The organism is Streptomyces sp. NPDC017056 (assembly GCF_044332485.1).
In the GTDB taxonomy this organism is placed as follows: domain Bacteria; phylum Actinomycetota; class Actinomycetes; order Streptomycetales; family Streptomycetaceae; genus Streptomyces.
Genome location: NZ_JBIRPD010000024.1, coordinates 21,324 through 48,146, shown reverse-complemented (window position 1 = coordinate 48,146; position 26,823 = coordinate 21,324). Strand labels below are relative to the sequence as shown.

Here is a 26,823-nt window from a genome sequence, read left to right as displayed (position 1 = left end):
CTGGTCACCCCTCCAGTTCGGTGAGGCGGTCGGCCACCACGCGCGCGATGTGCGCGATGGGCTCGGGCAGGGTCATGTCCTTGTGGGAGCACTCGATGTTGGTGTTGTCGATGCGGCCGGTGACGTACGGCGTCCAGGTGTCGGGGGTGAGGGTGTCGTCGATGGTGTCCACGACGGCCCGGAAGAAGAGCACGTCGCCCCGGAAGACGCGGTGGTCGTAGGCCCGTACGAGGTCGTTGGTGTTGAGGTAGATGGTGCCCAGGGCCTTGATGGTGTCGGTGGACAGGGTGGACAGCGGGCTGCCCTCGCGCTGTAGGACCTCCACCACGTTGGCGGTGGTCAGCGGCTTGCCCTCCAGGCTGTCGGGCCCGTAGCCGCCCATGGTGAGCAGCGATTCGAGCGCTTCGGCCTCGTCCGGTACGGGCAGGTCGCGGAAGCCCTCGGCCGGGTAGGCGTCGAGGATGGCGAGGAGTTCGACCTCGTGGCCCTCGTCCTGGAGGTGGGTGGCCATGGCGTGCGCGATGATGCCGCCGGTGGACCAGCCGAGCAGCCGGTACGGGCCCTCGGGCTGCACCTCGCGGACGCGCGCGGCGTAGTGGGCGGCCAGCTCCTCCAAGGTGGCGGGCAGCGGCTGGTCCGCGGTGGCGGCGCCGACGCCCTGCGCCTGGAGGCCGTAGATCGGCACGTCGGCGGGCAGGTGGCGGATGATGCCGGCGTAGCACCAGCTCAGGCCGCCCGCCGGGTGGACGCAGTGCACGGGGGCGCGGCTGCCCTCCGCACTCGGGTCGGCGGGGCGCAGCGGCAGCAGCACGTCGAGCGGGTCGTCGTGGCGTACGGCGTCCAGGGCCGCGTCGAGGGCCGCGACGGTCGGCGACTGGAAGACCGTGCCGATGGACACCTCGGTACCGAGCACGGCCTTGACGCGGCCGGCCAGCCGCACCGCGAGCAGCGAGTGCCCGCCGAGGTCGAAGAAGTTGTCCTCGACGCCGACCCGGTCCAGGCCCAGCACCTCGGCGAAGACCGAGCAGAGCTGCTCCTCGCGCGGGGTGCGGGGCGGGCGGCCGGTGGCGGCCGGGCGATCGGGGGCGGGCAGTGCCTTCCGGTCCAGCTTGCCGTTGTTGGTCAGCGGCAGCCGGTCGAGGAGGACGACGGCGGACGGGACCATGTGGACGGGCAGTTCGGCGGCCGCGTGGTCGCGCAGGGCGGCGGGGTCGGGCGCCTGGCCCGCGGCGGGCACGGCGTAGCCGACGAGCCGCTTGTCGCCGGGGGTGTCCTCCCGTACGACGACGGCCGTGTCCGCGACGGCGGGGTGCGCGGCGAGGACCGCCTCGATCTCGCCCAGCTCGATGCGGAAGCCGCGCAGTTTGACCTGCTGATCGGCGCGGCCGAAGTACTCCAGGGCGCCGTCGGCACGGCGCCGGGCGAGGTCGCCGGAGCGGTACATCCGGCTGCCCTCCTCGCCGAAGAGGTGGGCGTACGGGTCGGCGACGAAGCGGGTGGCGGTCAGCTCCTCGCGCCCCAGGTAGCCGCGGGCCAGGCCCTCGCCCGCGACGTACATCTCGCCGGTGACGCCCGGCGGTACGGGCTGGAGCCGGTCGTCGAGGACGTAGACGCGCAGGTCGGGGATGTTGACGCCGATGGTGCTGGAGGTGGCGCCGGCGGCGGTGGCCCGGTCGAGGGGGAAGTAGGAGACGTGCACGGTGGTCTCGGTGATGCCGTACATGTTGACCAGGACCGGCGCGTCGTCGGCGTGCCGCTCGTACCAGTCGTCGAGCCGCCCCAGCTCCAGCGCCTCGCCGCCGAACACCACGTACCGCAGCGCCAGTCCGGCGCCGTCGTTCTCGCGGTCGGCGGCGGCGAGCTGGTAGAAGGCGGACGGGGTCTGGTTGAGGACGGTGACCTGCTCGGTGGCCAGCAGTTGCCGGAAGGCGTGCGGGTCACGGCTGGTCAGGTGCGGTACGACGACGACCTTGCCGCCGTGCAGCAGCGCGCCCCACAGTTCCCAGACGGAGAAGTCGAAGGCGTAGGAGTGGAAGAGCGTCCAGACGTCGTCGGGGCCGAAGCCGAACCAGCGGTCGGTGGCGGTGAACAGCCGGGTGACGTTGTGGTGGGTGACGACGACGCCCTTGGGGCGGCCGGTGGAGCCGGAGGTGTAGATGACGTACGCGGCGTCGTCGGGGCGCAGCGGCCGGGTGCGGTCGGCGTCGGTGAGCGGGGCCGCGTCGTACCCGTCCGCCGCGCCGCCGTCCACGGTGATCAGCGGCAGGGCGTGGGCCGGGAGGCGGGGCGCGGTCGCGGTGTCGGTGATCAGGGCCGCCGGGCGGGCGTCGTCCAGCATGTAGGCGAGGCGGTCGGCCGGGTAGTCCGGGTCGAGCGGCAGGTAGGCGGCTCCGGCGAGGGAGACCGCGAGCAGGCCGGTGACCAGGTCGGCGGAGCGCGGCAGGGCGAGCGCGACGATGGAGCCGGGGCCGATGCCGCGGGTGGCGAGCAGCCGGGCCAGGCGGTGGGCGCGGTCGGAGAGTTCGGCGTAGGTGAGGGACTGTCCTTCGTAGCTGACGGCCGTGCGCCCGCGGTGGCTGCCGGCGGCGGCCTCGTAGACGTCGGCGAGCGTGGTGGCGGGGCGGGCGGCGAGGGGTTCGTTGGGCGTGTTCCAGGCGACGAGGGCGCGGTGCCGCTCCTCGTCGCCGAGCAGGGGCAGCAGGCCGAGCGGGGTGTCCGGGGCGTCGGCGGCCGCGGTGAGCAGCCGGGCCAGCCGGTCGGCGAGGGCCTGGACGGTCGCGCGGTCGAAGAGGTCCGTACGGAACTCGAAGAAGCCGCCGATGCCGCCGCCGGACTGTTCGCCCGCGTTGAGGGTGAGGTCGAACTTGGCCGTGCCGGAGGGCACCGCGGTCAGCGCGGCGGTCGCCTCCGGGCCGAGCGCGAACGCGGCGTCCGGGACGGACTGCCAGGCCAGCATCGTCTGGAACAGCGGGTGCCGGGCGAGCGAACGCGGCGGGTTCAGCGCCTCGACGAGGTGGTCGAAGGGCAGCGTGTCGTGCTCGTACGCGGCCAGGGTGGCGGTCCGTACGCGCTCCAGGAGCGTACGGAACGCGGGGTCGCCCGAGGTGTCGGTGCGCAGCACGACCGTGTTGGTGAAGAAGCCGACGAGGGCGGCGGTGGCGTCGTCGGCGCGGCCCGCGACGGGGGTGCCGAGGGGGATGTCGGTGCCGCAGCCGTGCCGGGTGAGGAGGGCGGCGAGGCCGGCCTGCACCGTCATGAAGACGCTGGTGCCGGTGGCCCTGGCGAGGCGGCGCAGCGCGTCGTGGGCCGCCGCGTCGAGCGTGAAGGGGACGGTGTCGCCGGCGTGCGAGGCGACCGGCGGGCGCGGCCGGTCCATGGGCAGGTCGAGCTGGTCGGGCAGGCCGGCGAGGGCCTGCTTCCAGTGCGCGAGCTGGGCGGCGGCGAACGCGGTGGGCGCGGCGGGCGTGCCGAGGATCTGCTGCTGGTGGGCGGCGTGGTCGGCGTACTGGAAGGGCAGCGGCGCGAACTCGGGTTCCCGGCCCGCGTGGCGGGCGGTGTAGGCGGTCGCGAGGTCGCGGGCCAGCGGGGTGGTGGAGGCGCCGTCGCCGGCTATGTGGTGCAGCAGCAGGAGAAGGGTGTGGCGGTCGGGCCCGTCGCTGAACAGGGTGGCGCGCAGCGGGGGTTCGGAGGCGAGGTCGAAGCAGTACCGGACCGCTTCGGCGAGGTCCGCGCCGGGCGCCGCCAGGTGCACCACCGGCCGGGCCAGAAGGTGCCCGACGGGAAGAATCCGCTGGTAGGGCTGCTCTTCCGGAGCGTTGTCAGTGGTCGGGTATACCGTCCTGAGTGTCTCGTGACGAGCGGTCAGGTCGTGCAGGGCGAGCTGGAGCGCGTCGCGGTCGACGGGCCCGTCGATGCGCAGCACCAGCGGGATGTTGTAGGTGGGGCTGGGGCCTTCGAGCCGGTGGAGGAACCAGAGCCGCTGCTGAGCGGGCGAGAGGGGGAGAGGTCCGGTGCGGGGAACACGGAACGGGGGCAGCAGCGCGGACGGCTCCCCGGCGCCGTCGGCCGGGGCGGCGGCGTGCACGAGCGCGGCGAGCGCGGCCGGGGTGGAGTTGCGGAAGACGTCCGCGGTGCTCACGGGCGCCTGGAAGATCTCCCGAATACGGGCGGCCAGGCGGGCGGCCAGCAGCGAGTGACCGCCCAGGTCGAAGAACCCGGCGTCCGCCGGGGGGCTGGTGTCCAGGGACAGGAGGTCGGCCAGGAGACCGCGGATGATCTCGGTGTGCGGGTCGTCGGTGACGGCGGGGGCGGTGCCGCCCGCGCTGTCGCCCGGGCCGCCGCCGGTGCCGGTGCCGTCGCCACGGTCGGGGACGCCCGGCTCGGGGTCCGGCAGGGCACGGTGGTCCAGCTTGTCGTTGGCGGTGCGCGGCAGCTCGGCGAGCAGCGTCACCGTGGCCGGGACCATGTGCGCGGGAAGGGCGGCCGCGAGGTGCGCCCGCAGGTCGGCGGGGGTGGGGGTGGGCGGGGCGGGGGAAGCGGAGGAGGAGGAGGTCTCCTCGCCGTCCGTGCGCGCCACCGCGTACGCCAGCAGTCGTTTGCCCTGCGGGGTGTCGCGGGCGATGACCGCGGCCTGGGCGACGGCCGGGTGTGCGGCCAGCCTGGCCTGGATCTCGCCGAGTTCGACGCGGAATCCGCGGATCTTGACCTGGTCGTCGCCGCGGCCCAGGAACTCGACCGTGCCGTCGGCCCGGCGCCGCACCAGGTCCCCGGTGCGGTACATCCGCTCGCCGGGCCCGCCGTACGGGTCGGCGACGAAGCGTTCGGCGCTCAGGTCGGGCCGTCCCAGGTAGCCGCGGGCCAGGCAGGCGCCCGCGACGTACAGTTCGCCGGTCACGCCGTCCGGCGTGGGGCGCAGGCAGGAGTCGAGGACGTAGACCCTGGAGCCGCGCACGGGCCGCCCTTCGGGGGCCCCGTCTCCGGCTGCCCCGTCTCCGGCTGTCTCGTCCCCGGCTGTCTCCGGCGCCGTCCAGTAGTACGCGTCGACGGTCGTCTCCGTCGGCCCGTAGAGGTTGACCGCGTGCAGTCCGCCGGTGGTGGTCAGGCGCTCCCACAGCGGTACGGGTACGGCCTCGCCGCCGACGACGATCACGGCCGGGTGGTGCCGCCCCTCGTCCAGCAGACCTTCGGCCAGCAGTGCTTCGGCGTAGGACGGGGTGACGTCGAGGTAGTCGACGTACTGCTCGTCCACGTACCGGGCGAGGGCGGCGGGGTCGCGGTAGGACGCGTCGTCGAGCAGGTGGAGTTCGTGCCCGTGCACCATCCACAGCACCGGGTCCCAGGACGCGTCGAAGGCGAACGACGCGCTGTGTGCCACGCGCAGCCGGTCCCGGCCGGTGCGGGCGACGGCGGGCGCGACGTGGTCGGTGCCGTGCCCGGCGTACAGGTTGGCGAGGGAGGCGTGGGTGACGACGACGCCCTTGGGGCGCCCGGTGGAGCCGGAGGTGTGGATGACGTAGGCGGCGTGGCCGGGTGCGGGCGGGGTGGCGGGCGCGCCGGCGGGCTGCCCGGCGAGCGCGGCCGCGGTGGCGTCGGTGTCCAGCGCGACGACGGGCAGGCCGTGCGGCGGCAGTCCGGCGAGCGTCGCGGCCGTGCCGACGACGCATACGGGCCGGGCGTCTTCGAGGACCGCCAGGGTGCGGGCCGCGGGGTGGCCGAGGTCCAGGGGCTGGCAGACGCCGCCCGCCTTGAGGACCGCGAGCAGCGCCGTCATCGTGTCGGTGCCGCGCGGCAGCGCGAGGGCGACGGGGCGTTCCGGGCCCGCGCCCAGGCCGGCCAGGAGGTGGGCCAGCCGGTTGGCGGCGGCGTCCAGTTCGGCGAAGGTGAGCGCGGTGTCGCCGGTGCGGACGGCCACGGCCTGCGGGGTGCGGGCGGCCTGTTCGGCGAAGTACTCGGGCAGGGTGCGGGTGGCGGGCGGTTCGGCGCGTCCGGTGGTGGCGCGGTGTATCTCGTCGGCTTCCAGCAGGTCGATGGTGCCGATGGGGCGGTGCGGGTCGGCCAGCAGCAGTTCGGCGAGGCCGTCGAGGTAGCGGAGGAACGTGCGCCGGTGTCCGTCGAGTTCGGCGCGTCCGTAGCGCCCGCTGTGGGCTTCCAGGCCGATGCGCAGCCCGCCGTCGGCGTCCGGGGAGGCGCCGACGGCGAGGTCTTCGACGGGGCCGGCGGCGAGGTTGTGGAGGGTGCCGGGCAGGCCGGCGAAGTCGAGGTCGGCGTCGAACGGCTTGATGTTGATCATGGGGCCGGTCAGCGGTGTGCCGGCCGAGGAGAGGGCGAGGTCGCGGCGGATGTCGGCCTGCGGGTAGCGCTGGTGGCGGCGTACCGCGCGCATTTCGAGGACGACGCGGCGCAGCAGTGCGGCGCCGGTGTCGTGGGGGCGTACGGCGATGCGCAGCGGCAGGACGTTGACGGTCATGGCGGGGGTGCGCAGGGCGGCGGGGCCGCGGCGGTTGGTCACCGGCAGGCCCAGGACCACGTCTTGGGCCCCGGTGACGCGGTGGAGGTGGCCGGCGGCCGCGGCGACGACCAGTTCCGCCCAGGTGGCCTTGGCCGCCTCGGCGGCCCGGGTGAGCCGGTCCAGGGCGCCGGCGGGCAGGTCGGTGCCGGTCCGCAGGACGTCGCCCGCGGCGATGGCGTCGGCGAGCGACGCGGCGGTGGTGTCCGCGGCGCCGGGTCCGGCCGTACGGTCGTGGTCCTCCCCCGCGGCGTCCGGTTTCGTCGCGCCGCTCGCGAGCGTCACCAGGTCCGGGCGGCCGGCCATGCGTTCTGCCCAGAATTCCCGGTCGGCCGCGTACTGCTCGCTCTCCAGGTAGCGCGTCTCGTCCTCGACGAGGTCGCGCAGCGGGGCGAACCGGTTCTCCGCGGGCTCCTGTCCCGTGGCGAGGGCGGTGTAGAGCTCGGCGGCCCGGCGTCCGATCAGTTGCAGGGCGTACGCGTCGACGGCTATGTGGTGCACGCGCTGGTACCACCAGTACCGGTCGTCGGCGAGGCGGAACAGGGCCTGGGTCATGAGCTGTCCGGCCCGGCCGAGGTCGGCTGCCCTGGTGAGGTCGGCGCGCATCCAGTCGCGCGCGTCCTCGGCGGGCCGCTGGGCGCTCCGCAGGTCGATGCGGTGCAGCAGCCGGTCAGCGTCCGGCGGGACCACCTTCTGCGAGGGGATGCCGTCGGTCTCGCTCACACACACGCCGAGCGTTTCGGCCTCGGTGACGGTACGCAGCAGGGCGCGCTCGAACAGCGGCTCGTCCAGGGGGCCCTGGATCTCCACGACGTCCGCGGTGTTGAGCGCCGGGCTCTTGGGGTCCAGTTGACTCGCGTAAAGGATGCCGGCCTGCGCGGTGAGCAGAGGGAATCCTTCGGGCTCCGCCGGGCCCTTCGCGGGGGCACTGGGCTGCGGCGGCGCCGCGGTGGCTGCGTGGTCGACCGGACGCTGATGCATGTGTGTGACAACTCCCATGAAGGAAACCGACCTCCGCGCACCGGCCGAAGGGCCGAGCGCAAACTTAGGGAAGCCTAAGTTATTTTTACCTTTCCGCGGTGCCGCCGACCGTCATCGGCACCGGCCACCGAGCCCGAAGAGGAGACGATGACGTCCGCCCCCAGCCCCGCCCCCGCTCCCGGACCCGCCCCGCTCGCCGCCGTCAAGGACGCCGTGCGGCAGCGTGTCACGGAGCTGGGCGCCGAACTGACCGGCCTCAGCCGCCGCATCCACGGCCACCCGGAGACGGCCTTCACCGAGCAGAAGGCCGCCGCCTGGTGCGCCGGCCTGCTGCGCGAGCACGGCTTCGAGGTGACCGCGCCCGCGCACGGCCTGGACACCGCGTTCGTGGCCACCGCCGGGTCGGGCCCGGTCACGGTGGCCATCGCCTGCGAGTACGACGCGCTGCCGGACCTCGGCCACGCCTGCGGCCACAACCTGATAGCCGCCGCCGGGGTCGGCGCCGCGCTGGGCCTGGCCCCGTACGCGACCGAGCTCGGCCTGACCGTACGGGTGCTGGGCACGCCGGCCGAGGAGCGCGGCGCCGGCAAGGCGCTGCTTCTGGAGGCCGGGGCGTTCGACGGGGTGGACGCGGCGATGATGGTGCACCCGTGCCCGTTCGAGATGTCCGACTTCCGCTCCTTCGCGCTCGGCACGCTGTCCGTCACGTACACCGGCCGTACCGCCCACCCGAGCCTCAATCCGCACGAGGGCCGCAACGCGGCCGACGCGCTGACCGTCGCCCAGGTCGCCCTGGGCCTGCTGCGCCAGCAGCTGCCGCCGCAGTGGCGGGTGCACGGCGTCACGACCTCGGCGGGCTCCGCGCCCAACGCGATACCGGACCGCGCGACCGCCGAGTACGAGATCCGGGCGCTGGCCGCCGAGGACCTGCGGGAGCTGCGGGAGCGCGTGGAGGCATGCTTCCGCGCGGGCGCGCTGGCGACCGGCTGCGAAGTGACCCTGGAGCGCCCGGAGCCCGACTACCTGGACTTCCGCGGCGACCCCGCGCTGATCGCCCTGTGGGAGGCCAACGCGCGCGCTTTGGGCCGCCCCGAGCCGGTCGAGCGCGGGCCCTTCGCCTGTACGGACATGGGCAACGTGTCCCATGTGGTGCCCTCCATCCACCCCGTGCTGGACATCAGCGGGGGTGCCTGCGGGCCGCACGAGCCGGAGTTCGCCGAGGCGGCGGTGTCCCCTGCGGCCGAACGGGCCCTGCTCGACGGTGCGGTGGGCCTGGCCTGGACGGCCGCGGACTTCGCGTACGCCGGGAGCGGCGGCGCGGCCCGCACGTGACGGAGGTGCCGGTGGCGCCCCGGGGAGTTCCCGGTGGCGCCGCCGGCACCACGGCGGCCGTGCGGACCGTCGTACGGCCGCCCCGGCTCAGGACGCGGACAGCGCCTTGCTGATGTCGTTCATGACGACCTCGCTGGCGAGCGGGCCGCCGCGGGTGGACCACACGGAGCCGCTGACCGTCACGACGTGGTTCTTCTTGACCGCGCCCAGCTCCTTGTAGGCGGGCTTGGTCTGCACGTCCTTGAGGGCCTTCTCGCCGTCGGAGGTCAGGGTGGACAGGAACAGCCAGTCGCCGTCGATCTCGTTGATCTTCTCCAGGCTGAGCGACGGGGCGTGCGCGTTGCCGTCCTTGTTCTGGTTGGCGGGCCGCTTGAGGCCCATCTCCAGGGCGACGCCGCTGGCGAACTGCTTGGTCTCCATCCAGCTCGGACCGTCCGGGTTCCAGCGCACGATGGAGACGGCCGCGCCCTTGTTCCCGCCCAGCTTCTCGCCGGCCTTCTTGGCGGCGGCCTCGTGGTCGGCGATGACCTTGTTGGCGTCGTTGAGCTTGTTGACGGCGTTGCCGATGCCCCGGAAGGAGATCTTCCAGTCGTCGGTGGGGGCCATGGTCACCAGGGTGGCGGGGGTGATCTCGCGCAGCTGCTTGAGCACCTGCTCGTCCTGCATGTCGCCGGCGAGGATCAGGTCGGGCTTGGCCGCGACGACCTTGTCCATGACGGGCTTGAGCAGGCCGCCGACGACGTCGATGCCCTTGACCTTGTCGGCCAGGTAGGCCGGCGGCTTGTCCAGGCCCTGCCCGTTGGTGATGCCCACCGGCTTCATGTTCAGCGCGAGGACCGCGTCCAGGTCCTCCTGGGTCAGCGTGACGATGCGCTGCGGGTTGGCGGGCACCTCCACGACCTTGCCGGTGGCGTCCTTGACCGTACGGGTGCCGGAGGACGCGGCGTCCTTGCCGTCCTGCCCCTTTGCCTTGTCCGCGCCGGAGTCCGAGCCGCAGCCCGTCAGCAGCAGCGCCGCGGCACCGAGGGCGGCGACGGCCGATGCGGTACGGCGTCGGGCGGTGAGAAGAGGGCGGCGGGACACGGTCATCGAGGACTCCGGGTTCAATGGGACATGGCGTGACGAGGCGTGCGCACGGCTGCCTGGGCAGCCGCAGATCCGCCGGTTAGCGTTAAGGTTAGCCTTACCTTATGACAAATAGGCAAGAGGTGTGACCTCTCGCCCTGGAGAAAGGCCGGCACCAGTGGAACTCCGCGTCGAGCAGCTCACCGCCGGATACGCCGGCCACCCGGTCGTCGACGGGGTGGACCTGACGGTCGAGTCGGGCAAGGTGGTCGCGGTGGTCGGCCCCAACGGCTGCGGCAAGTCCACGCTGCTGCGCTGCATGGCGCGCCTGCACGAGCCCGCCGCCGGCCGGGTGTTCGCGGGCGACGCGGACGTCTGGCGGCTCAAGCAGCGGGAGGCGGCCCACCGCATCGCGCTGCTCCCCCAGTCCCCGCAGGCCCCCGAGGCGGTCACCGTCGCCGGCCTCGTACGGTACGGACGCCACCCGCACCAGGGCCTGTTCCGCCAGTGGTCCCGCGAGGACGAGCGGGCCGTGACGCGCGCCCTGGAGGCGACCGGCACCACCGGCCTCGCCGAGCGCCGCCTCGACCAGCTCTCCGGCGGCCAGCGCCAGCGCTGCTGGCTGGCCATGGCGCTGGCCCAGGAGACCCCGGTCGTACTGCTCGACGAGCCGACCAGCGCCCTCGACATCGGCCACGCCGTGGAGGTGCTGGACCTGGTGCGCGAGGTCGCGGCGGGCGGGCGCACCATCGTCATGGTCGTCCACGACCTCGCGGCGGCGGCCCGCTACGCCGACACGGTCGTCGCCATGCACGCGGGCCGCGTCGTCGCCTCGGGGCCGCCCCGCGAGATCATCGACGCGGCCCTCGTCAAGGAGCTGTACGGCATCGACGCGGAGATCCTCGCCGCGCCCTCCGACGGCGCTCCGGTGGTCGTGCCGACGGCCCGCGCGGCGGCGGAGCAGGCCGTGGGAGCCTGAGCCCGCCGCCGCGCGGGGCCTGACGGCGTCTCAGGCGATGAGCTTCTCCAGGTCGGCCACGACCTGCCCGATGTCCGGCAGGGCGAGGCTGGCGAGCTGGGCCCGCCGGACCCTGGCGGCGATCTCGCGGTCGGCGAGGATCTCCCGGCACACGGCGGCCACGGCCTCGGGCCGGGTGTCGGTCAGGTGCCGGCCGAGGCCCAGCTCCTGTACCCGCTCCGCGTTGGAGTGCTGGTCGCCGAAGTTCGGCAGCACCGCCATCGGCGTGCCCGTGCGTACCGCTTCCCGGACGCTGTTGTAGCCGCCGTGTGTCACGAAAAGGTCGGCGCACTCCAGCAGCAGCGGCTGGGCGAGACGGTCCGTCAGGTGGATGTGCGAGGCCGGTTCCACACCCTCCAGTTCGACACCGCCGGTCGCCACGACGGCCGTGCAGTCCAGCTCGGAGAGCCCGGCGACGATGGTCTTCAGCAGCTCGACGGGCTCGGTCATCCCCGGCGGCAGCGGGGTGCCCTCGGGCAGGATCTCGCGGAACATCGGCATGGCGGTACCCATCGCCGCGAACACCAGCGGCCGGTCCGTGGGCAGGTCGGCCACCCAGGCGGGCAGCCCGTCCGTGCGGTCCACGACGGTGGTCTGCCGGTAGGCCAGGATGGGCGTCGGGTGCCGGGCGAAGGAGTACTCGGCGGGCAGGTAGTCGAAGCGCCCGTGCGGGTACAGCGACGACGGCGACTCCTGCGCGGGGAGGCCGAGGTCCTCGCGCAGCCCGTTCAGGGCCGGCAGCAGGTCCGCCGGGTCGACGATGTTGACCGTGCCCGCGGGGATGGGCAGCTGGGGAATGCCGAGCTGCTCGGCGAGCAGGCAGGAACCGAGGTCCATGCCGTCGCGGATGATGGCGTCCGGGCGGAAGCCACGGGCCAGCTCCGCCAGTACGCGGTGGCTCTGCACGGCCATGTCGCCGGCCAGCCGGTCGATCAGCATCCGCTTCATCTGCGGGTCGTCGTCGGCGCCGGCGGCAGGTGCGCCCTGCGCCTCCTCCGCGTCGGCCGGCGGCGTGCCGAAGTCGAGCCGGGGCAGGCACACCTCGACCCTGACGGGGTCGGCGGCGAACACCGGCGCCACCTCGGCCGTGGTGGCCACCGTGACCTCGTGTCCGGCCGCGGCCAGGGCGCGGGCCAGCGGCAGCAGGGCCCGTCCGTGCGACGGTGATCCGGTCGCGGTGCACAGGACGCGCATGGATGGTTCCTCTTCTCTGGGCGAGGCGGGCGGTGTGATCACCGTAGGAAGCGCCGAAACCGCATGTCAACGCGGGATGACGAGGTCAGGCGACATTGCGCCAACCGGCATGGAACGGCCGTTTCGCGGGCAGCGCGCGGCCCTTCGCCCCGTCCACGGCCGACGGAGCCGCGACGGAGATGCGATCAGCGGCCGGCCGCCACACGATGGGACCACGTACGCGCAGCCGCGCACGGCCGAAGAAAGGCGGACAACCGACGTGGACCACATCGACGACCGCTCGGCGGCACCGTCCGGCACCGCGGGACCGGCCGGGGCCGCGTCCCCGGTCGACGCCGCCCGCTCCTGCCTGACCTCGTCCGCCGTCTGCCTGATGGCCCCCGCCTCGGTACTGGCCCAGATGGGCGCGGACGAGATCTCCTGGGCCCGCTTCGCCGGGCACTGGGACGAGCTGGGCGAGGACCGCTACGCGGCCGAGCGCGGCACCCGGCGGCAGCGCCGCTACGGGCAGTTCTCGCTCACCCCCGCCACCGGCGAACTGGTCCGGCTGCCGCACACGCCGTTCGTACAGCCCAAGGACACCAATCCGCTCTACGAGACGGTGGACCGGCACTTCGAGCCGCTGACCGACGCGTTCGTCGCCGACCCGCTCCTGCGGCCGCTGCTCGACCTGCTGGGGCAGGCGGCGAGCGCCCTGGAGGACGCCGGGCGGTGGATCGTGAAGGTGCATCCCTTCCGGGTCGTCGCGACGGCCGACGACGAGGGCGACCCCACTCCTGAGGGGCGGCACAAGGACGGTGTCACGCTGGTGTCGTCACTGCTCGTCAACCGGGAGAACGCCACCGGCGGCCAGAGCAGCGTCTACACCCACGACGGGCGGGAGCTGCTGTCCACCACCCTGTACCGGCCGGGCAGCCTGCTGCTGTCGGACGACCGGGACTCGCTGCACTGCGTCTCCCCGATCCGCCCGATGGACATGTCCCAGGCCGCCTACCGCGACGTACTGGTGACCACTCTTACGGCCGCATAGCCGTCGGCTTCCGCAGGGTCGCCCGCGCGTCGAGCGGCAGGATTCGCCAGTCGCGGGATAAACGAAGCATTTCGGGTACCCGGGACAGGTGTTCTTCATCAAGCCCCCCGGCGTGTACGCGCCTCAGGAAGACACCGGCATGCTGGCGGCAGCGCTCCGGCGCGAAAGCCTGCGGCCCGGCGCCGAAGTGCTCGACGTGGGCACCGGCAGCGGGGCCCTGGCGGTCGCCGCGGCCCGGCTCGGCGGGCGGGTCACCGCGATCGACGCCGCCTTCGCCGCCGTGCTCACCACCCGGCTCAACGCCTGGATCGCCGGGCAGCGCAACCGGGTGAGCGCACGGCGGGGAGACCTGCTGCGCCCGGTGGCCGGGCGGCATTTCGACCTCGTCATGGCCAATCCGCCGTACGTGCCCTCCGCTGCGCGCATGCTGCCGAGCGGCGGCCGGGCGCGGGCGTGGGACGCCGGTCCCGACGGCCGGGCGGTACTGGACCGGCTGTGTGCCGAGGCGCCCGCGCTGCTGGCCCCGGGCGGCGTGCTGCTGCTGGTCCATTCCGTACTGTGCGACCCCGCGCGCACGCTGGACCTGCTGGACGGGGCGGGGCTCCGCACCTCGGTCACCGACCGGCGGATCATCCCGTTCGGGCCCGTCCTGCGGGAGCGAGCCCCCTGGCTGGAGGCCCAGGGGCTGATCGCCCCTGGCCAGGAGAAGGAAGAGTTGGTGGTCATCCGTGCCCGGCGGCCCGCGTGAACACGAGCCCGCGCAGGAACGCACCGAGCCGGTCGTACGCGGCCGGGCGCGCCGGATCAGCGCGGAGCCGGGCGGGCCCGTCCTGGTGGCGGGCCCGGTCGAGGTGGTGCTCGGCGACGGGACGACGGCCCGTTCCGACCGCCCGTGCGTGGCGTTGTGCAGGTGCCGCCGCAGCCGGTCCTACCCCTGGTGCGACACCAGCCACCGCCCCCGCAGGCGACCGCCGGCCTCTCACCAGGGCTAGCAGCCGGCATGCCGTCTCACAGCGGCGCGAACAGGGAGGTCGCCCCGGCCTGCCAGGCGCCGAGGAGATGCGCGCCGAACCGGTCCTCCAGCAGGTCGGTGGCGGCGATGCCGAAGGCGACGTCCGGGGCGAGCGCGGGCTCCTCCTCCAGCAGGCCCCGTACGACCTGATGGCGCACCAACTGCTCGTGGACGGCGTCCGCCTCCACGTGCTCGGCGTAGAAGTGCACGGCCGCGGGCCCCGCGCCCACCCGCTCCAGCGCCTGCGCGAGGCGGCGCGAGCCGGGGGGCGAGGTGACCTCCACCCAGGCGAAGTGGCCGACCAGGGAGCCGCGGTGCGCGCGGTGCAGCCCGAAGAGCGACATGAGGTTGTTGACGGCGAGCATCTGCCGCGCGCAGGCGCCCAGGTACCGGCCGTAGGCGGAGTCCAGGCCGAGGTCGTCCATCAGGCCGGCGAAGAGCCGAGCGTGCACGCGTTCCGCGCGGCCCGCCCCGAACTCGTCGTACTCGACCGCCACCATGCCCGCCTTGGCCTCGCCCCACAGGCGCGGCACCACCCACAGGTGGGGGTCGGCCTCTTTGAGGTGGTACAGGGACCGCTGGGCGGCGTACTCGCGCAGCTGCCAGTGCTCGCCCCGGTCGCGCAGGAAGTGGGAGACCCCGTGGCCGTCGGCCGGTTCCACCAGCAGGTCGTCGAGCAGCTCGGCGACGCCGCCGGGCGCCGGTACGTCGGCCCGCAGCGCGCCGAGGAACGCGCGTTCCATCGCCGCCCTGAACCGCAGCAGGTCCGGGTCCCACTCCCAGGTGTCGGGCACCGCCTCGAACCCGCGGTAGTGCAGTTCGTAGCAGAGGGCGAGGGCGAGTTGCAGGTCGTCGCCGTACGGGTCCGCCGACGCCACCGTACGGGCGTCCGGCAGGCGTGCGGTGCCGGGAGAACCCTCCAGCGCGGTGACGACCGCCGCCGACAGGTCTCCGCGTGCCGGGGGACGTTTCACGTGGCCGGCCTTCCCTTCACCCGGTCGGTGCACCGTGCACCGTGTGCTCACGGGTGCCCCCGCCGCCTGCGGAAAAACGCGGCCGGCCGGCCCGTGCGGACGGGCTGCCCGGCGGCAGTACCGCCCCGTTCCTCCGCCTCGACCAGCTCCCACAGCAGCTGTTTCATCTCCACGAGCAGTTCGCCGCCGGCCGCGGCCGCGGGGGCGCGCTCCCCGCGGAAGTCCTCCGCGAGCCCGTCGTAGAGGTCCCAGACGCGCTCGCGGGCCTCGCGGTACCGCTCCCCCGCTGCCGCCCGCTCGTCGTCCGTCTGCCCGCCGTCCGCCAGCAGGACCTCCTCCGCCTCGCACAGCGCTGCCGCCTCGTCCGCCAGATCGGCGTACCGGCGCAGGAACGCGGCGCCCGGCGCGGTCAGCCGCGCCTTCTCGCCCACGGAGCCCGCCAGGGTGCGGGTGATGGCCGTAAGGTGGCCGGTGGCCCGTTCCCATACGGCGTCGGCCTCCTCGGGAGGCGGCGGGCCGGTACGGCGCAGCCGGAAGCCGGGGTTGAAGCGGGAACTCTCCGCGTTCCACCGCCGCGCGCTGGCGAGCGCCCGCAGCACCTGGTCCAGCCGCCGCGCACGGTCGTGCCAGCCGGCCGCGTCCGCGGCGCTCCACTCCTCGCCGCGCAGCCCCTCGGCCATCGTCCGCAGCAGCTCGGCGCTCTCCCGCGGCAGGCGCCTGAGCTGGTCGTAGACGTTGCGCAGGTGTACCGGCGGGAGGACGAACGCGTTGACGGTGATGCCGATGACCGCGCCGATCATGGTCTCGACGAGCCGGTGCCCGACCTCGCTCGCCGAGTAGGCGCCGTAGGTGATGACGAACAAGGCGGTCGTGCCCCCGTAGATGCCCTGGGCGCCCAGCCTGCGGTGGGTGCCGACCAGCGTCATGACGGGCAGGGTGACCAGCATGGCGCCCAGCGTGCTGCCGTCGGTCGCGGCCATCGCCGCCGACGCCAGCAGGGCGCCGACCACGATCACCACGAGCTGCTGGAGCCCGGAGCGCAGCGAGCGGTAGACGGTGACGTCGACCAGCACCAGCGCCGTCCAGGGGGCCATCAGCGCCAGCGGGGCGTTCAGCCACCAGCCGGTCAGCGCCCAGGCCGTGATGGCGGCGCCGGCCGCTTTCAGGGACTGCACGACGGTGTCCCGCTCCGGCCCGGCCTGCCGCGCCGCGCCGCGCACCGTACGGCCGACCGCGCTGACCTCCCACCACAGCCACCGCCACGCCGCCGCCACCCGCGCCTGTGCCAACTCCGCCTCCGCAGCCTCGCTCCGCCTCCGGGTCAGGGCGCGCCGGAGCCCGGCGACCCGGCGCGCTGGGTACCCGTGATCGTCCGCGGTAGTCCCGGCGGGCTCTGGAGTTCGAGCCCCTCGAACACGTCCGCCGGTGGTGTGCGCCGCCCGGGTGGACCGGGCCCCCCGTAGGGGTGATCGCGGGGGCCGGGGCGCTTCGAAGGCGGCCCTCCGCACCTTGACTGGGTGCCCGTCCCGCCCGTACCCGTCCACCGACTCCCATGGAAGTTGAGATGCGCATCCGTTCCGCAGTCATCACAGCAGTCGCCGCGGCCGGCGCGGCCGCCGCGCTCGCCCCGCAGGCCGCCGCGGCTCCGGCCGCTGCCTCGTCCCCTGCGGTCTCGGCCCTCACCGACAACGAGGTCGTGCGGCTGCTGCGGATTCCGCTCAGCGAGTCCACCATGAAGGGGGCGCTGGGCACCCTGGAGAACGCCGCCCGGCCGCTCAACATGGAGAAGGGCGCCTCGCTCACCGGTAAGGGCGCTTCGTTCCCCGGGAAGTGACGCCCTCGCGCCCGGCACCCGCACGCCCGGCGCCCGAGGGCGCACATACGTACGAGCCACCGCGCGCGTGTGCGCCCCCGTCTGCGCCTGCCCGCCCCCTCGTCGCGGCGTCACCGTGGAGTCGGAACGGTACGCCGCACCCTCGACGAGGAGAGCGAAGTGATCCACATCAGCGAGACACTCGTGCTGCAGACGGTCGAGGACTTCCTCACCTCGGAGGAGGTCTCCCGGCTGGTGAAGATCATGGACAGCGAGGCGGCCGGGTGGCGGCCCCGCCACCAGGCCGAGGTCCTCAAGGCCCCCGCGACGGCCCAGGAGGTGCTGGCCGACGCGACCCTGCGGGCGCTGCCCGCGATCCGGCGGAGCATGCCGTCCATCGCCGCGGCCGGCCACTGGGGGTACACCGAACTCGCCGTGGGCCAGGGCGTGCCCACCCACCTGGACGGGATCAGCAGCCCGCGCACCCCGCCGCGGCGCATCGGCCGGATCGGCGTCACGATCGCGGACGCGGCGGACGGCGGCCGGTTCTACATCGAGACGACGTCGGACTCCGCCCCCTGGTCCGACACGCTGCTGGGCCCCGACGACGGGTACGAGCCGGGCACGCCGCTCAGCCACAGCCTGCCCCACGGGCCCGCGGTGCACGAGGAGACGCCGCAGTGGCTCGTCTCGCCGCGCAAGAGCCGCTGGCTGACCGACGCCGGGCCCGGGGTGGCCGTGGCGTACGGCGCCCAGGTCATCCACGGCGTCACGCCGGTGCTCAGGGGGCGGCTGCGCAAGTTCGTCACCGATCTGGTCGACACGGCGGAGGACTGAGCCCCCCTGCGTCCGCGGGCCGGCGGTGGTGGTGTGAGGCCGTTACCCCGCGGACCGGTGGCGGTGCTGGCCGCGGCTGCTGTGCGCGTGCCGGGCCGCGGCCGGCGGGGCGATGGCGTGGTCGAGCTGGCGTACGAACTGGTGGAAGCAGAGCAGTACGGTCAGCGGCGGCAGCCCCGCCACGGCGATGCCCGACGGCGACGGGTGCACCTGCGCGATGCACAGCAGCATGGCGACGGCGGCGAAGAAGATGACGACGGCCCAGGAATGCAGGGTGCGGCGCCGGTAGGCGCGGGCGCGCAGGATGGACAGGGTGGCCGCGATCCAGGGGCCGTAGATCAGCAGGGGCCACAGCGTGGCGACGTCCGCCGGCGCGACGCCGTCCGCGATGGCGCGCAGGGACGGGTACGAGGCCACCGCGCCCAGCGCGGCGACGGCAACAGCGATCACCGCCGTCGTCAGCACCGACACCCCGCTCAGCAGGCGCGACCACGACCAGTTTTCGGGGGCCCGGCCGGGGAGGTCTTCGTCCTCGTCCGGGTCCGGCTCCGGGTCGGTGACCAGGTCCGGGTCCGCGGCCGCTGGCTCGGCGGGGTGCGGGAACACGGGCTCGGCGGCGCCGTACGCGCGTTCCGCGGTGTCGTACGCGCGCTCGACGGGCTCGTAGGGATGCTCGGCGGTGTCGAACGCGGGGCCCGGGTACGGGTATCCGGCGTCCGTCGGCGCGAACACCGGATCGGCCGGCGAGAAGACGGCGTCGGGCGCCGGGAAGAAACGGTCGGCCTGGGGGTAGGGCGGGTAAGCCGGGTCGGCCTGCGGGATGAAGTAGCCGTCCGGCAGGAAGGCCGGATCGACGGTGTGGAACGGGGCCTGGGGCCCCTCGGCCACGTAGGGCTGCTCGGCCGTCTCCCACAGCTCCGCCAGCTCGGGGCCGAGTTCCTGCATGACGGCGGCATCCCACCCGTCATCGGCCACGCCCCGGTACCCGGCCCCGTCGCGCGGGTGCGGCACGCCGACGCCCTCGGAGAAGGGGACGGCGTCGGCCGCGCTCCGGCGCGGCAGCCGGTGCCGGCCGGAGCCAGGGGGCACGGGGACCCGCGGGATGTCGTTCACAACAGCTCTCACAGGAATCGGTGGTGGCCGGTGGGGAAGGGGCCGGCCGACGCGCCGCCCGGTGGGGCGGCGGGCGCCGGGAGCGGACCGCTACCGGTCGTCCTTGCTGCCTTCGAGATCGGCGAGCAGCTGTTCCAGCAGGTCGGCGGTGTACTCCAGCCGGACGCGCTGCCCGGGGCGGTGCAGGTGCGCGGTCGGCCGCCCACCGGCCCCGGTGCGAGCCCCCGTCGAACTCAGCTGCCAGGCTCCGAGCTGCCGGGTGGGGGAAAAGCTCGTCTCAGTCATATGTCGTCAACGACCTACGCGCGGAGCGAGTACTGCGGCATACGGGCGAATCGGAATTAAGATAACTAATTCCTCATAATGGTGCCCCAGCCACGTATCGGGACACGACCCGCGCCACCTTAACGCGGTTCCCCGCCCGCTTCCCGTACCGGCGGCACGTTGTCGTCCAGCTGGAACACGTGTCCCGGGGGTCGTGGACCGCTCTCAGCCCAGCCCCAGCAGCCGCGGGCCACCGCGCGCAGCGGTACGTCCAAGTGGTGTGCGAGCCGCGGCACCATCTCCGGGTCGGGCCTGGAGACGCAGCCCGGCCGCTTCGATACCTGCGGCCGGGCTGCGTCAATTTCTCACACCAATGGGCTGCTCACGCCCGTGGGCGTGATCGGCCGGGTCAGGAAAGCTGGCCGTCGTAGTCCGGCAGCTTGACCGTGCTTTCCGCGTGACCGCCCACCAGGTCGGTGGAGTTGTTTCCTATGTTGGCGATGATGGAGTAGCCCTTCGACTCTATCTCCGCGCGCTTCGCCGTCTTGAACTCGCTGACACTGCCGAAGATGTCACCCAGACCCCGGTCGTACAGACCGGTCACCGGGTATCCCACCTGCTTCAGGTTGTTCTGGGTGATGGAGCCTATGATGCCCGGGCGCGCGGTGACGAAGAATATGCTCACGCCCTTGGAGTTCGCGGCCTTGACCGCCTTCAACACCGGCTGGACGGCGGGCGTCGGAGGCAGCGGGTGGAAATGCGTCTCCAGGGAGGTGTTGTCGATGTCCAGGACGATGGCCAGCTTTTCCCGGGAAGCATCCTCACTGCGCTTTTCGATGTACGGAAGAGCGTCGGCCACGGCCCGCTCCACGTCGCGCTTCCAGACGTCGTAGTCGACACTCGCTGTTGCCACGGCCGCCACCGGCTTCTTGCCCGCGGGCGGGCCTTCGACCTCCGCCGCGGTGGCGGTGGTGGTCATGGTGGCGGCGCTTGCGGCCACCACCGCGGAAATGACGACGACTCGATGCTTCAGGCCACCTCTAGCCATACCGCACGAACCTCTTTCTCGTTGGCCGTCTTCGATAGGAAACTGCACGCGCAAAAACCACACTTGCCGAAAGCCCCGGCTCTCAACCGGTCGCGACTTTCCGCGACTTGGCCCGACAGGCCATGAACTTACTTCCTCCGGGCCCCCGCCAACTATGCGAACCTAATTACCGGCCGGAACACTAGGGAAAACCTTGGAGGGCAGGGCGGACCTTGACTCCCGCAAGCGCATCGCAAGAGTGTTGGGCATGAGCGATCCGATGATCGAAGCCGATCAGGTCAGCAAGACATTCGGGGCTGTCACAGCACTCGACCGCGTCGATATACGGGTACCGAGGGGATCCGTGCTCGGCTTGCTGGGCCACAACGGCGCGGGAAAGACCACGCTCGTTCACGTGCTGTCCACCATGCTCGCGCCGGACGGCGGGACGGCGCGGGTCGCGGGGCTCGACGTGACCCGGCACGCCCACGAAGTTCGCGGCCGTATCGGGCTCACCGGCCAGTTCGCCTCGGTCGACGAACAGCTGCCCGGGGTCGACAACCTGGTGCTCATCGGCCGGCTGCTGGGCGCGAGCAGGCGGGACGCGCGGGCGCGCGCGACCGAGCTGCTGGAGGTGTTCGACCTCGCCGACGCGGCGTCCCGGCCCGCGCGTACCTACTCCGGCGGTATGCGCCGCCGCCTCGATCTCGCGGCGAGCCTCGTCGGACAACCCGAGGTGATCTTCCTGGACGAGCCCACCACCGGGCTCGACCCCGCCAGCCGGGTCGCTCTGTGGCAGATCGTCGAGCAGCTGGTCGGTGACGGGACCACGGTGCTGCTCACGACCCAGTACCTGGAGGAGGCCGACCGGCTGGCCGACTCGATCACGGTGCTCTCCGAGGGCCGCGTCGTCGCCTCGGGCACCGCCGCCGAACTCAAGGAGCGGATGGGCCGGCGGGCCGTCCACGTCACGCTGACCGACCCGGGCACCGCCGGGCCCGCGCTGCGCGCGCTGACGGACGCCGGACTCCGCCCGTCGCACGACGAGTCCACCGGGGTGCTCAGCACCCCCTTGCAGGCATCCAGCGACCTCACGGTGGTGCTCAGGGCCCTCGACCAGGCCGGCGCCGAGGTCGCCGGCCTGGACCTCGCCGAGCCGTCGCTCGACGACGTGTACCTCCACCTGTCGAAGAAGGCCCGGGCGACCGCCGCCTGACACTGGTAACTAGGAGCCCTGATGACCGCCACCACCGTCGCCCCCGGCCCGGACCGTACGACCGCGGCCCCCGGCTGGCGCGGCACCGGCTATCCGCAGCAAGTCCTGATACTCACCGGGAGATCCGTCAACGCCCTGCTGAAGAACCCGCAGCTGGTCGTCTTCAGCCTGTTGCAGCCGCTGATCACCCTCACCCTGTTCAGCCAGGTCTTCGGCACCGTCCTGGAGAGTTCGACGCTGTTCCCCGCCGGGGTCAGCTACATCAACTACCTGATGCCGGCCATCCTGATCATCAGCGGTATCGGCGCGGCCCTCCAGTCCGGGATGGGCCTGATCAACGACCTGCGGAACGGTGTCCTCGCCCGCTTCAGGTCGCTGCCGCTGCGGTCGAGTTCGGTGCTGGTCGCCCGCAGCCTCGCCGACCTCATCCGGACCGCCGCCCAGATGCTCCTGCTGCTGGTCTTCGCGACCGCCGTGTTCGGCTTCGCACCGCCGGGCGGCTTCCTCGGCGCGGTGCTCGCCGCGCTCCTGGGCCTGGTCGTCAGCTGGGCGCTGACGTGGCTGTTCCTCGCGCTCGCCGCCTGGCTGCGCAACAGCGAGGTGATGCAGGCCGTCGGCTTCCTCGCCACGTTCCCCATGATGTTCGCGTCGAGCGCCTACGTACCGGTGGACGGGCTGCCGGGCTGGGTGCAGGCCATCGCCATGTTCAACCCGCTGACGTACGCGGTCGACACCGCCCGCGACCTGACACTCGGCGACCCGGTGGGCAACGGCATCCTGCTCTCGCTGGCCACCACCGCCGGAGTGCTCGTGGTGTGCATGTCCCTCGCGGTCAAGGGCTTCCAGCGCCCCTTGCAGTCCCGGTGAACCGGGGGCCTGCCAGGCCCGTACGAACGCCGGCCGCCCCCGAGCGAACCCGCGGGGGCGGCCGCACGCCGTGCGGCACGCGGTTCCTAGCCCGTCCGGAAGAAATCGAGGATGCTGCGGTTGATCCCCTCCGGGTTTTCCAGGTAGCCGTAGTGCCCGCAGTCCTGGAACAGTTCGTGGCTGGCGCCGGGGATGGCGTCGGCCACCTCTCTGCCGTGTTCGGGCGGGGTGATCAGGTCGTCGGCGAACGAGATCACGTGGCACGGGACGGAGATCGACCGGTAGGCGGCGAGCCGGTCGGGCAGCGGGTCGAGGGCCAGCTGTGCGCGCAGCCCTGGACCGCTGGGTTCGGAGAACTCCATGACGTCGAGCCAGTCGGCGACGGCCGCGTCGTCCAGGAGGGTCTTCGGCGACAGCGACTGCATGGCGCGTACCACCGCCTGGTACTCCGGGGGCAGCTTCGCGCCGGAGTCGGCGAGGGCCAGCTCGGCCCTGGCGAGCGCCGAGCGCGCGACGTCGGACCTGGCGCGGGTGGCCATCAGCACGGCCTGCCGCACCACATCGGGGCGGCGCAGGGCGAGTTCCTGCACGATGGCGGCGCCCATCGACGTGCCGACGAAACGGGCGGGCGCGATGTGCAGGTGGTCCACGAGCGCGAGGACGTCGTCGACCATGTCGTGCAGGGTGAATCCCCCGGCGCACTCGGACGTCGGCGGAATTCCCCGGTTGTCGAAGGTGACCACGCGGTATCCCGCCGCCACGAGAGCGGGAACCTGGTGGAGATGCCACGCGCGTGCGCCACTTCCGGTGCCCATGACCAGTACCACGGGTTCGCCCGCGCCCTGTTCGTAATAGCTGAGGCGGATTCCGTTGAGCGTAGCGGTGGTCATCGCGACCCCGTTGAGAAAATCATGCCGTCCAGCTAATCGCCGGCACAACGGGTGGTCAATGGCGCAGGGTTGGAGCACGCGCAGCTCTGGTGGGATCGCCAGACCTGGAGCCGGGTGGCCGCTGGTACCGTGCACCGACGTGATGACACTCCTGCGCCGGCGTATCCGGCCCGCGGCGCCGAACGACGTTTCGTTAAACCCCCGGCTCGTTCTGAACGACCTGGCACTGTGGGTGATTCTCATTCCGTCGGTCGTGCCTTTGGTGCTCGACCGGCGCAGCGCCCCGTCGTTCTGGTGGGAGCTGGCCGGCATGCTGTTGCTGATCGGCGCGGCGGTGTTCAGCGGCCGCCGGTTCCCGGCCCTGGCGATGTTCATCGCCGCGGTCCTGATCATGCTCAACGTCTGGTTCTCCGTGACGCTGCTGGTCATGAGCTATCTGGCCGGGCGCCGGATGGCGTCGCCGCGTACGGCGCTGCTCACGTTCACCGCGATCCTGGTGTCGGGGTCGGTGCTGAACCTGGTCCTGCGGGCCGCGGCGTGGAGCTGGTTCACGGCGGTGTGCGCGCTGCCGCTGGTCATGGTCTTCCCCTGGATGGTGGGCCGGTACTTCCGCCTCCAGAACGAGCTGGTGGTGAGCGGCTGGGACCGGGCGCTCCAGCTGGAGCGCGAGCAGCACCTGCTCGCCGACAAGGCCCGTATGCGGGAGCGGGCACGCATCGCCCAGGACATGCACGACTCCCTCGGGCACCAGCTGACCCTGATCTCCTTGCAGGCCGGTGCCCTGGAGGTGCAGTCGGACCTCGCGCCGCACCACCGCGGTTCGGTCGCCCAGCTGCGCGAGTCCGCGACGCAGGCCACGGAGAGCCTGCGCGAGACGATCGGCACGCTGCGCGAGGACGCGGAGCCCGCGGCGACCAAACCTCTGGGCAAGAGCATCCCCGAACTGGTCGAAGGGGCCCGTGCGTCGGGCATGGTCACGGGGCTGCGCCGGGTGGGTACGGCCGAGCTGTCGACCCTGACGGACCTGGCGGCCCGGCGGGTGGTGCTCGAATCGCTGACCAACGCAGGGAAGCACGCCCCGGGCAGTCCCGTCACCGTCGAGGTGCTGCACGGGACGGGCGAGACCACCGTACGCGTGGCGAACCAGGCACCGCCGGACGGGCCGCCGCGGCACCCCGTGCGCGGCGGGCTGGGGCTGGTCGGCCTCGACGAGCGGGTGCGGCTGGTGGGTGGCACGCTGCGGGCCGGGCCGCTGGACGACGGCGGGTTCGAGGTGGTCGCGCGGCTCCCGCACAAGGCGGGAGCCGCCATCTCGGCCAGTCCGGACTTCGTGGGGGCGCCCGTGAACCCGGAGCGCAAGCTGCACCAGGCGCAGCGGCGCACGCGCTACGGGCTGTTCCTCACCATCGGGGCGCTGACGACGGGCGTCGCCATCGCGGTGACGCTGACCGCCACCATCGTCTACCAGTTGCTCAACTCGGTGCTGCGGCCGGCCGAGTTCGAGCGCATCAGTGTGGGCCAGTCGCAGACGCTGCTGGAGCAGACGCTCCTGCCGCGGGAGGAGTACCAGCAGGGCGCGAGGAGCGTGTCGGAGTCCCGGCCGCCCGCCGGCGCGGTGTGCCGGTACTACCGTTCCACGCCCGACATCTTCACGCCCGCCGACGTGTACCGGCTCTGTTTCGTGGACGGGCGGCTGGTGTCGAAGAACGCCTTCTCCCCCTGAGCCGCGAGGGGTTGAGGGCACAGGGGTTCGGGACTCAAGGGCTCAGGACATGGCGACGAGGATGCGGCGCGGGCCGGTGAACGGCCGGCGTCCGTGGCCGACGAGCAGGTTGTCGATGAGCATGACGTCGCCCTCGTGCCAGTCGACGTCCACCGCGTTCTCCAGTCCGCGGTCGCGCACCTGTATGGCCCACTCGCCCGGGATGGGGGTGCCGTCGGCGAGCGTCACCGACTGCGGCAGTTCGTCCTCCGGCATCAGCTGCGCCAGCTCGGCGGCGGTCTCGTCGTCGAGCGCGGCGGGGTGCCACTGGTCGGACTGGTTGAACCAGACCTCGTCGCCGGTCTCCGGGTGGGTGATCGTGGACCTGCGCTGCTGGCGGATGCGCAGGGTGTCGCCGGGCAGCCATTCCCACTCGGCCTCGGCGCCCCGCAGGAACCGCTCGACCTCGTCCTTGTCGTCGGTCTCGAAGGTGTCCTGCCAGGACTTGCCGAGGCCCCGGCCGCCGTGCAGGTTCTGCGTGTACCGGACGCCGCCGCGGAACGCCTCGCGGATCTCGGGGTCGAGGGACTCCAGCCACAGCCTGCCGTCGACGACGGGGGTGGCCCCGCCGGTCGCGGGGGCCTTGGCGCAGAAGAACATCAGCCGGGTCGGCCACGAGGAGGAGTAGGACATCTCGTTGTGCATGGAGATGGTGTACTCGGGCGGGTACTCGGTCGAGGTGTACACGTTCTTGCCGACTTTGGTTCTCGGCGAGTTTCCGTGTACGTACGCGAGCCGTTTCGGCAGCAGCAGTTCCATCACCGATTCGACGCTCTCCTCGGTGACGTGAAAGCCACGGAACACGATGGCCTTCGACTCGGTCAGCAGCCGGTCGAACTCCGCGTTGCCCCGGATGTAGTCGATCAGCCCCTCCGCGGTCGGTGCGGTGCCCGTCTCCTGCGGGGTGATGTCGCGCGGTTGCCAATGACGAAGGTCGCTCACCCTGGAACTCCATTCACAGCTGGTCGCTTTCCCGAAGCCCAGCATCCACCGGGAGAAAGGGGACCGGCACGTATGGCGGCGAAGACTAGAAGAATCGCTGGTGTTCCCCGCCCGGCGCGGCCGGCGACGGGTCGGCGCGACCCCGCGGCACCCTCTAGGATCAGCACGTCAGGGATCGGAACCGGAGCGGGAGCTGCTGATGGTGGTTCGGGTCGTCCTGGCCGACGACGAGGGTCTGGTCCGCGCCGGAGTGCGGGCGATCCTCACGTCGGCGGCGGACGTCGAAGTGGTCGCCGAGGCCGAGGACGGGATCCAGGCCATCGAGGTGACCCGGAAGTACCGTCCGGACGTCCTGCTGCTGGACGTGCAGATGCCCAACCTGTCGGGTCTCAACGCCATTTCCAGGATTCGCGAGGTCGCGCCCGACACCGCGGTGATCGTGCTGACGACGTTCCTGGAGGACGACTACATCGCCAGCGCGCTCCATGACGGGGCCCTCGGCTTCATGCTCAAGGCGGCCGATCCGCGTGAACTGATCGACGGGGTCAGGGCGGTGGCGGAGGGGGCGGCGTACCTGTCGCCGCGGGTGGCGCGGCGGGTGATCGCCGGGCTCGGCGCGAGCCGGATGAGCCGCGAGGCGACGGCGCGCAGGCTGGTGGAGGACCTGACCATCAGGGAGCGCGAGCTGCTCGGCCTGCTCGCGGCGGGGCTGTCCAACGCCGAGTTGGCCCGGCGGATGCACCTGGCCGAAGGCACGGTGAAGAGCTACATCAGCACCATCCTGAACCGGCTGGGGGTCAGGAACCGGGTGCAGGCGGCGATCATCGGGCACGAGGCCGGTCTCGCCCCCGAGGAGCCCTGAGGCCCGGAGGAGCCCGCAGGCCCGCGGGAACCCGCAGGCCCGCCCGGTTCGCCCCGAGGGGCGCGTACCGGGCGGGCGAAACGGCGTACCGCCAAGGCGCGGGGGTCGCCTTGACGGTA

The 26,823-nt window shown here is 72.9% G+C and carries 21 protein-coding genes; 11 read left to right on the top strand and 10 right to left on the bottom strand.

Annotated features, from left to right (window positions below; genetic code table 11):
* Positions 1-4 precede the first annotated feature (4 nt).
* Complete coding sequence (locus ACH4OW_RS33080; RefSeq protein WP_398031580.1) at positions 5-7,486, bottom strand: amino acid adenylation domain-containing protein; 7,482 nt, start codon at positions 7,484-7,486, stop codon at positions 5-7.
* 147 nt (positions 7,487-7,633) lie between these two features.
* On the opposite strand from ACH4OW_RS33080, the gene ACH4OW_RS33075 reads away from it, so the two are divergent.
* Entirely contained in the window at positions 7,634-8,818 is a 1,185-nt protein-coding gene (locus ACH4OW_RS33075; RefSeq protein ID WP_398031579.1) for a M20 family metallopeptidase, read from the top strand.
* Positions 8,819-8,905: 87 nt separating this feature from the next.
* Here the strand turns inward: ACH4OW_RS33075 and ACH4OW_RS33070 are convergent, their stop codons facing one another.
* Positions 8,906-9,907, bottom strand: a complete 1,002-nt coding sequence (locus ACH4OW_RS33070; RefSeq protein WP_360140756.1) for an ABC transporter substrate-binding protein — start codon at positions 9,905-9,907, stop codon at positions 8,906-8,908.
* 154 nt (positions 9,908-10,061) lie between these two features.
* On the opposite strand from ACH4OW_RS33070, the gene ACH4OW_RS33065 reads away from it, so the two are divergent.
* Complete coding sequence (locus ACH4OW_RS33065; RefSeq protein WP_398031577.1) at positions 10,062-10,862, top strand: ABC transporter ATP-binding protein; 801 nt, start codon at positions 10,062-10,064, stop codon at positions 10,860-10,862.
* Between the two features lie 30 nt (positions 10,863-10,892).
* Here ACH4OW_RS33065 and ACH4OW_RS33060 read toward each other — a convergent pair whose 3' ends face one another.
* On the bottom strand, positions 10,893-12,095 hold the full coding sequence (locus tag ACH4OW_RS33060) for a glycosyltransferase (protein WP_398031575.1): 1,203 nt from the start codon (positions 12,093-12,095) through the stop codon (positions 10,893-10,895).
* A 259-nt stretch (positions 12,096-12,354) separates the two neighbouring features.
* On the opposite strand from ACH4OW_RS33060, the gene ACH4OW_RS33055 reads away from it, so the two are divergent.
* The 3 genes from ACH4OW_RS33055 (at position 12,355) to ACH4OW_RS33045 (ending at position 14,117) form a co-directional block, all read left to right on the top strand.
* The gene (locus ACH4OW_RS33055; protein ID WP_360140765.1) at positions 12,355-13,125 is read left to right on the top strand and encodes a 2OG-Fe dioxygenase family protein; all 771 of its coding nucleotides are present in this window, start codon (positions 12,355-12,357) and stop codon (positions 13,123-13,125) included.
* 88 nt (positions 13,126-13,213) lie between these two features.
* Positions 13,214-13,873, top strand: coding sequence for a HemK2/MTQ2 family protein methyltransferase (locus tag ACH4OW_RS33050; protein ID WP_398031573.1), 660 nt, complete (start codon positions 13,214-13,216; stop codon positions 13,871-13,873).
* A gap of 55 nt (positions 13,874-13,928) precedes the next feature.
* Positions 13,929-14,117 (top strand): CDGSH iron-sulfur domain-containing protein, encoded by a 189-nt coding sequence (locus tag ACH4OW_RS33045; protein WP_398031695.1) that lies wholly within the window; start codon positions 13,929-13,931, stop codon positions 14,115-14,117.
* Between the two features lie 16 nt (positions 14,118-14,133).
* Here ACH4OW_RS33045 and ACH4OW_RS33040 read toward each other — a convergent pair whose 3' ends face one another.
* Positions 14,134-15,111, bottom strand: a complete 978-nt coding sequence (locus ACH4OW_RS33040) for an iron-containing redox enzyme family protein (protein ID WP_398031571.1) — start codon at positions 15,109-15,111, stop codon at positions 14,134-14,136.
* 47 nt (positions 15,112-15,158) lie between these two features.
* On the bottom strand, positions 15,159-16,400 hold the full coding sequence (locus ACH4OW_RS33035) for an aromatic acid exporter family protein (protein ID WP_398031569.1): 1,242 nt from the start codon (positions 16,398-16,400) through the stop codon (positions 15,159-15,161).
* A 275-nt stretch (positions 16,401-16,675) separates the two neighbouring features.
* Between ACH4OW_RS33035 and ACH4OW_RS33030 the strand changes: the two genes are divergently transcribed.
* Together ACH4OW_RS33030 and ACH4OW_RS33025 are read left to right on the top strand one after the other, a co-directional pair.
* On the top strand, positions 16,676-16,945 hold the full coding sequence (locus tag ACH4OW_RS33030) for a hypothetical protein (RefSeq protein ID WP_398031567.1): 270 nt from the start codon (positions 16,676-16,678) through the stop codon (positions 16,943-16,945).
* A 159-nt stretch (positions 16,946-17,104) separates the two neighbouring features.
* Positions 17,105-17,761 (top strand): hypothetical protein, encoded by a 657-nt coding sequence (locus ACH4OW_RS33025; protein ID WP_360139646.1) that lies wholly within the window; start codon positions 17,105-17,107, stop codon positions 17,759-17,761.
* Between the two features lie 42 nt (positions 17,762-17,803).
* On the opposite strand, the gene ACH4OW_RS33020 is transcribed toward ACH4OW_RS33025, so the two are convergent.
* The 3 genes from ACH4OW_RS33020 to ACH4OW_RS33010 all read right to left on the bottom strand — a co-directional run bounded on the left by ACH4OW_RS33020 (position 17,804) and on the right by ACH4OW_RS33010 (position 20,186).
* Entirely contained in the window at positions 17,804-18,874 is a 1,071-nt protein-coding gene (locus tag ACH4OW_RS33020) for a DUF2637 domain-containing protein (RefSeq protein ID WP_398031565.1), read from the bottom strand.
* A 90-nt stretch (positions 18,875-18,964) separates the two neighbouring features.
* Entirely contained in the window at positions 18,965-19,159 is a 195-nt protein-coding gene (locus ACH4OW_RS33015) for a hypothetical protein (protein WP_360139640.1), read from the bottom strand.
* Positions 19,160-19,547: 388 nt separating this feature from the next.
* Entirely contained in the window at positions 19,548-20,186 is a 639-nt protein-coding gene (locus ACH4OW_RS33010) for an HAD family acid phosphatase (protein WP_398031563.1), read from the bottom strand.
* 247 nt (positions 20,187-20,433) lie between these two features.
* Between ACH4OW_RS33010 and ACH4OW_RS33005 the strand changes: the two genes are divergently transcribed.
* Together ACH4OW_RS33005 and ACH4OW_RS33000 are read left to right on the top strand one after the other, a co-directional pair.
* Complete coding sequence (locus ACH4OW_RS33005) at positions 20,434-21,381, top strand: ATP-binding cassette domain-containing protein (RefSeq protein ID WP_398031562.1); 948 nt, start codon at positions 20,434-20,436, stop codon at positions 21,379-21,381.
* Between the two features lie 21 nt (positions 21,382-21,402).
* On the top strand, positions 21,403-22,248 hold the full coding sequence (locus ACH4OW_RS33000) for an ABC transporter permease (protein ID WP_360139632.1): 846 nt from the start codon (positions 21,403-21,405) through the stop codon (positions 22,246-22,248).
* Positions 22,249-22,334: 86 nt separating this feature from the next.
* Here ACH4OW_RS33000 and ACH4OW_RS32995 read toward each other — a convergent pair whose 3' ends face one another.
* Entirely contained in the window at positions 22,335-23,138 is an 804-nt protein-coding gene (locus ACH4OW_RS32995; RefSeq protein ID WP_398031560.1) for an alpha/beta fold hydrolase, read from the bottom strand.
* Positions 23,139-23,391: 253 nt separating this feature from the next.
* On the opposite strand from ACH4OW_RS32995, the gene ACH4OW_RS32990 reads away from it, so the two are divergent.
* Complete coding sequence (locus ACH4OW_RS32990; RefSeq protein WP_360139623.1) at positions 23,392-24,861, top strand: histidine kinase; 1,470 nt, start codon at positions 23,392-23,394, stop codon at positions 24,859-24,861.
* A gap of 42 nt (positions 24,862-24,903) precedes the next feature.
* Here ACH4OW_RS32990 and ACH4OW_RS32985 read toward each other — a convergent pair whose 3' ends face one another.
* Entirely contained in the window at positions 24,904-25,842 is a 939-nt protein-coding gene (locus tag ACH4OW_RS32985) for a TauD/TfdA family dioxygenase (RefSeq protein ID WP_360139620.1), read from the bottom strand.
* Positions 25,843-26,041: 199 nt separating this feature from the next.
* Between ACH4OW_RS32985 and ACH4OW_RS32980 the strand changes: the two genes are divergently transcribed.
* Positions 26,042-26,704: a response regulator transcription factor gene (locus ACH4OW_RS32980; RefSeq protein WP_360139617.1), complete on the top strand. Its 663-nt coding sequence runs from the start codon at positions 26,042-26,044 to the stop codon at positions 26,702-26,704.
* Positions 26,705-26,823 lie beyond the last annotated feature (119 nt).

What these genes read in the sequence shown, in the direction of transcription:
- ACH4OW_RS33030 (WP_398031567.1), top strand. Translation starts at nt 16,676, where the DNA reads ATGCGCATCCGTTCCGCAGTCATCACAGCAGTCGCCGCGGCCGGCGCG.
- ACH4OW_RS33005 (WP_398031562.1), top strand. Translation starts at nt 20,434, where the DNA reads ATGAGCGATCCGATGATCGAAGCCGATCAGGTCAGCAAGACATTCGGG.
- ACH4OW_RS33070 (WP_360140756.1), bottom strand. Translation starts at nt 9,907, where the DNA reads ATGACCGTGTCCCGCCGCCCTCTTCTCACCGCCCGACGCCGTACCGCA.
- ACH4OW_RS32995 (WP_398031560.1), bottom strand. Translation starts at nt 23,138, where the DNA reads ATGACCACCGCTACGCTCAACGGAATCCGCCTCAGCTATTACGAACAG.
- ACH4OW_RS33000 (WP_360139632.1), top strand. Translation starts at nt 21,403, where the DNA reads ATGACCGCCACCACCGTCGCCCCCGGCCCGGACCGTACGACCGCGGCC.
- ACH4OW_RS33060 (WP_398031575.1), bottom strand. Translation starts at nt 12,095, where the DNA reads ATGCGCGTCCTGTGCACCGCGACCGGATCACCGTCGCACGGACGGGCC.
- ACH4OW_RS32980 (WP_360139617.1), top strand. Translation starts at nt 26,042, where the DNA reads ATGGTGGTTCGGGTCGTCCTGGCCGACGACGAGGGTCTGGTCCGCGCC.
- ACH4OW_RS33015 (WP_360139640.1), bottom strand. Translation starts at nt 19,159, where the DNA reads ATGACTGAGACGAGCTTTTCCCCCACCCGGCAGCTCGGAGCCTGGCAG.
- ACH4OW_RS33080 (WP_398031580.1), bottom strand. Translation starts at nt 7,486, where the DNA reads ATGCATCAGCGTCCGGTCGACCACGCAGCCACCGCGGCGCCGCCGCAG.
- ACH4OW_RS33010 (WP_398031563.1), bottom strand. Translation starts at nt 20,186, where the DNA reads ATGGCTAGAGGTGGCCTGAAGCATCGAGTCGTCGTCATTTCCGCGGTG.
- ACH4OW_RS33075 (WP_398031579.1), top strand. Translation starts at nt 7,634, where the DNA reads ATGACGTCCGCCCCCAGCCCCGCCCCCGCTCCCGGACCCGCCCCGCTC.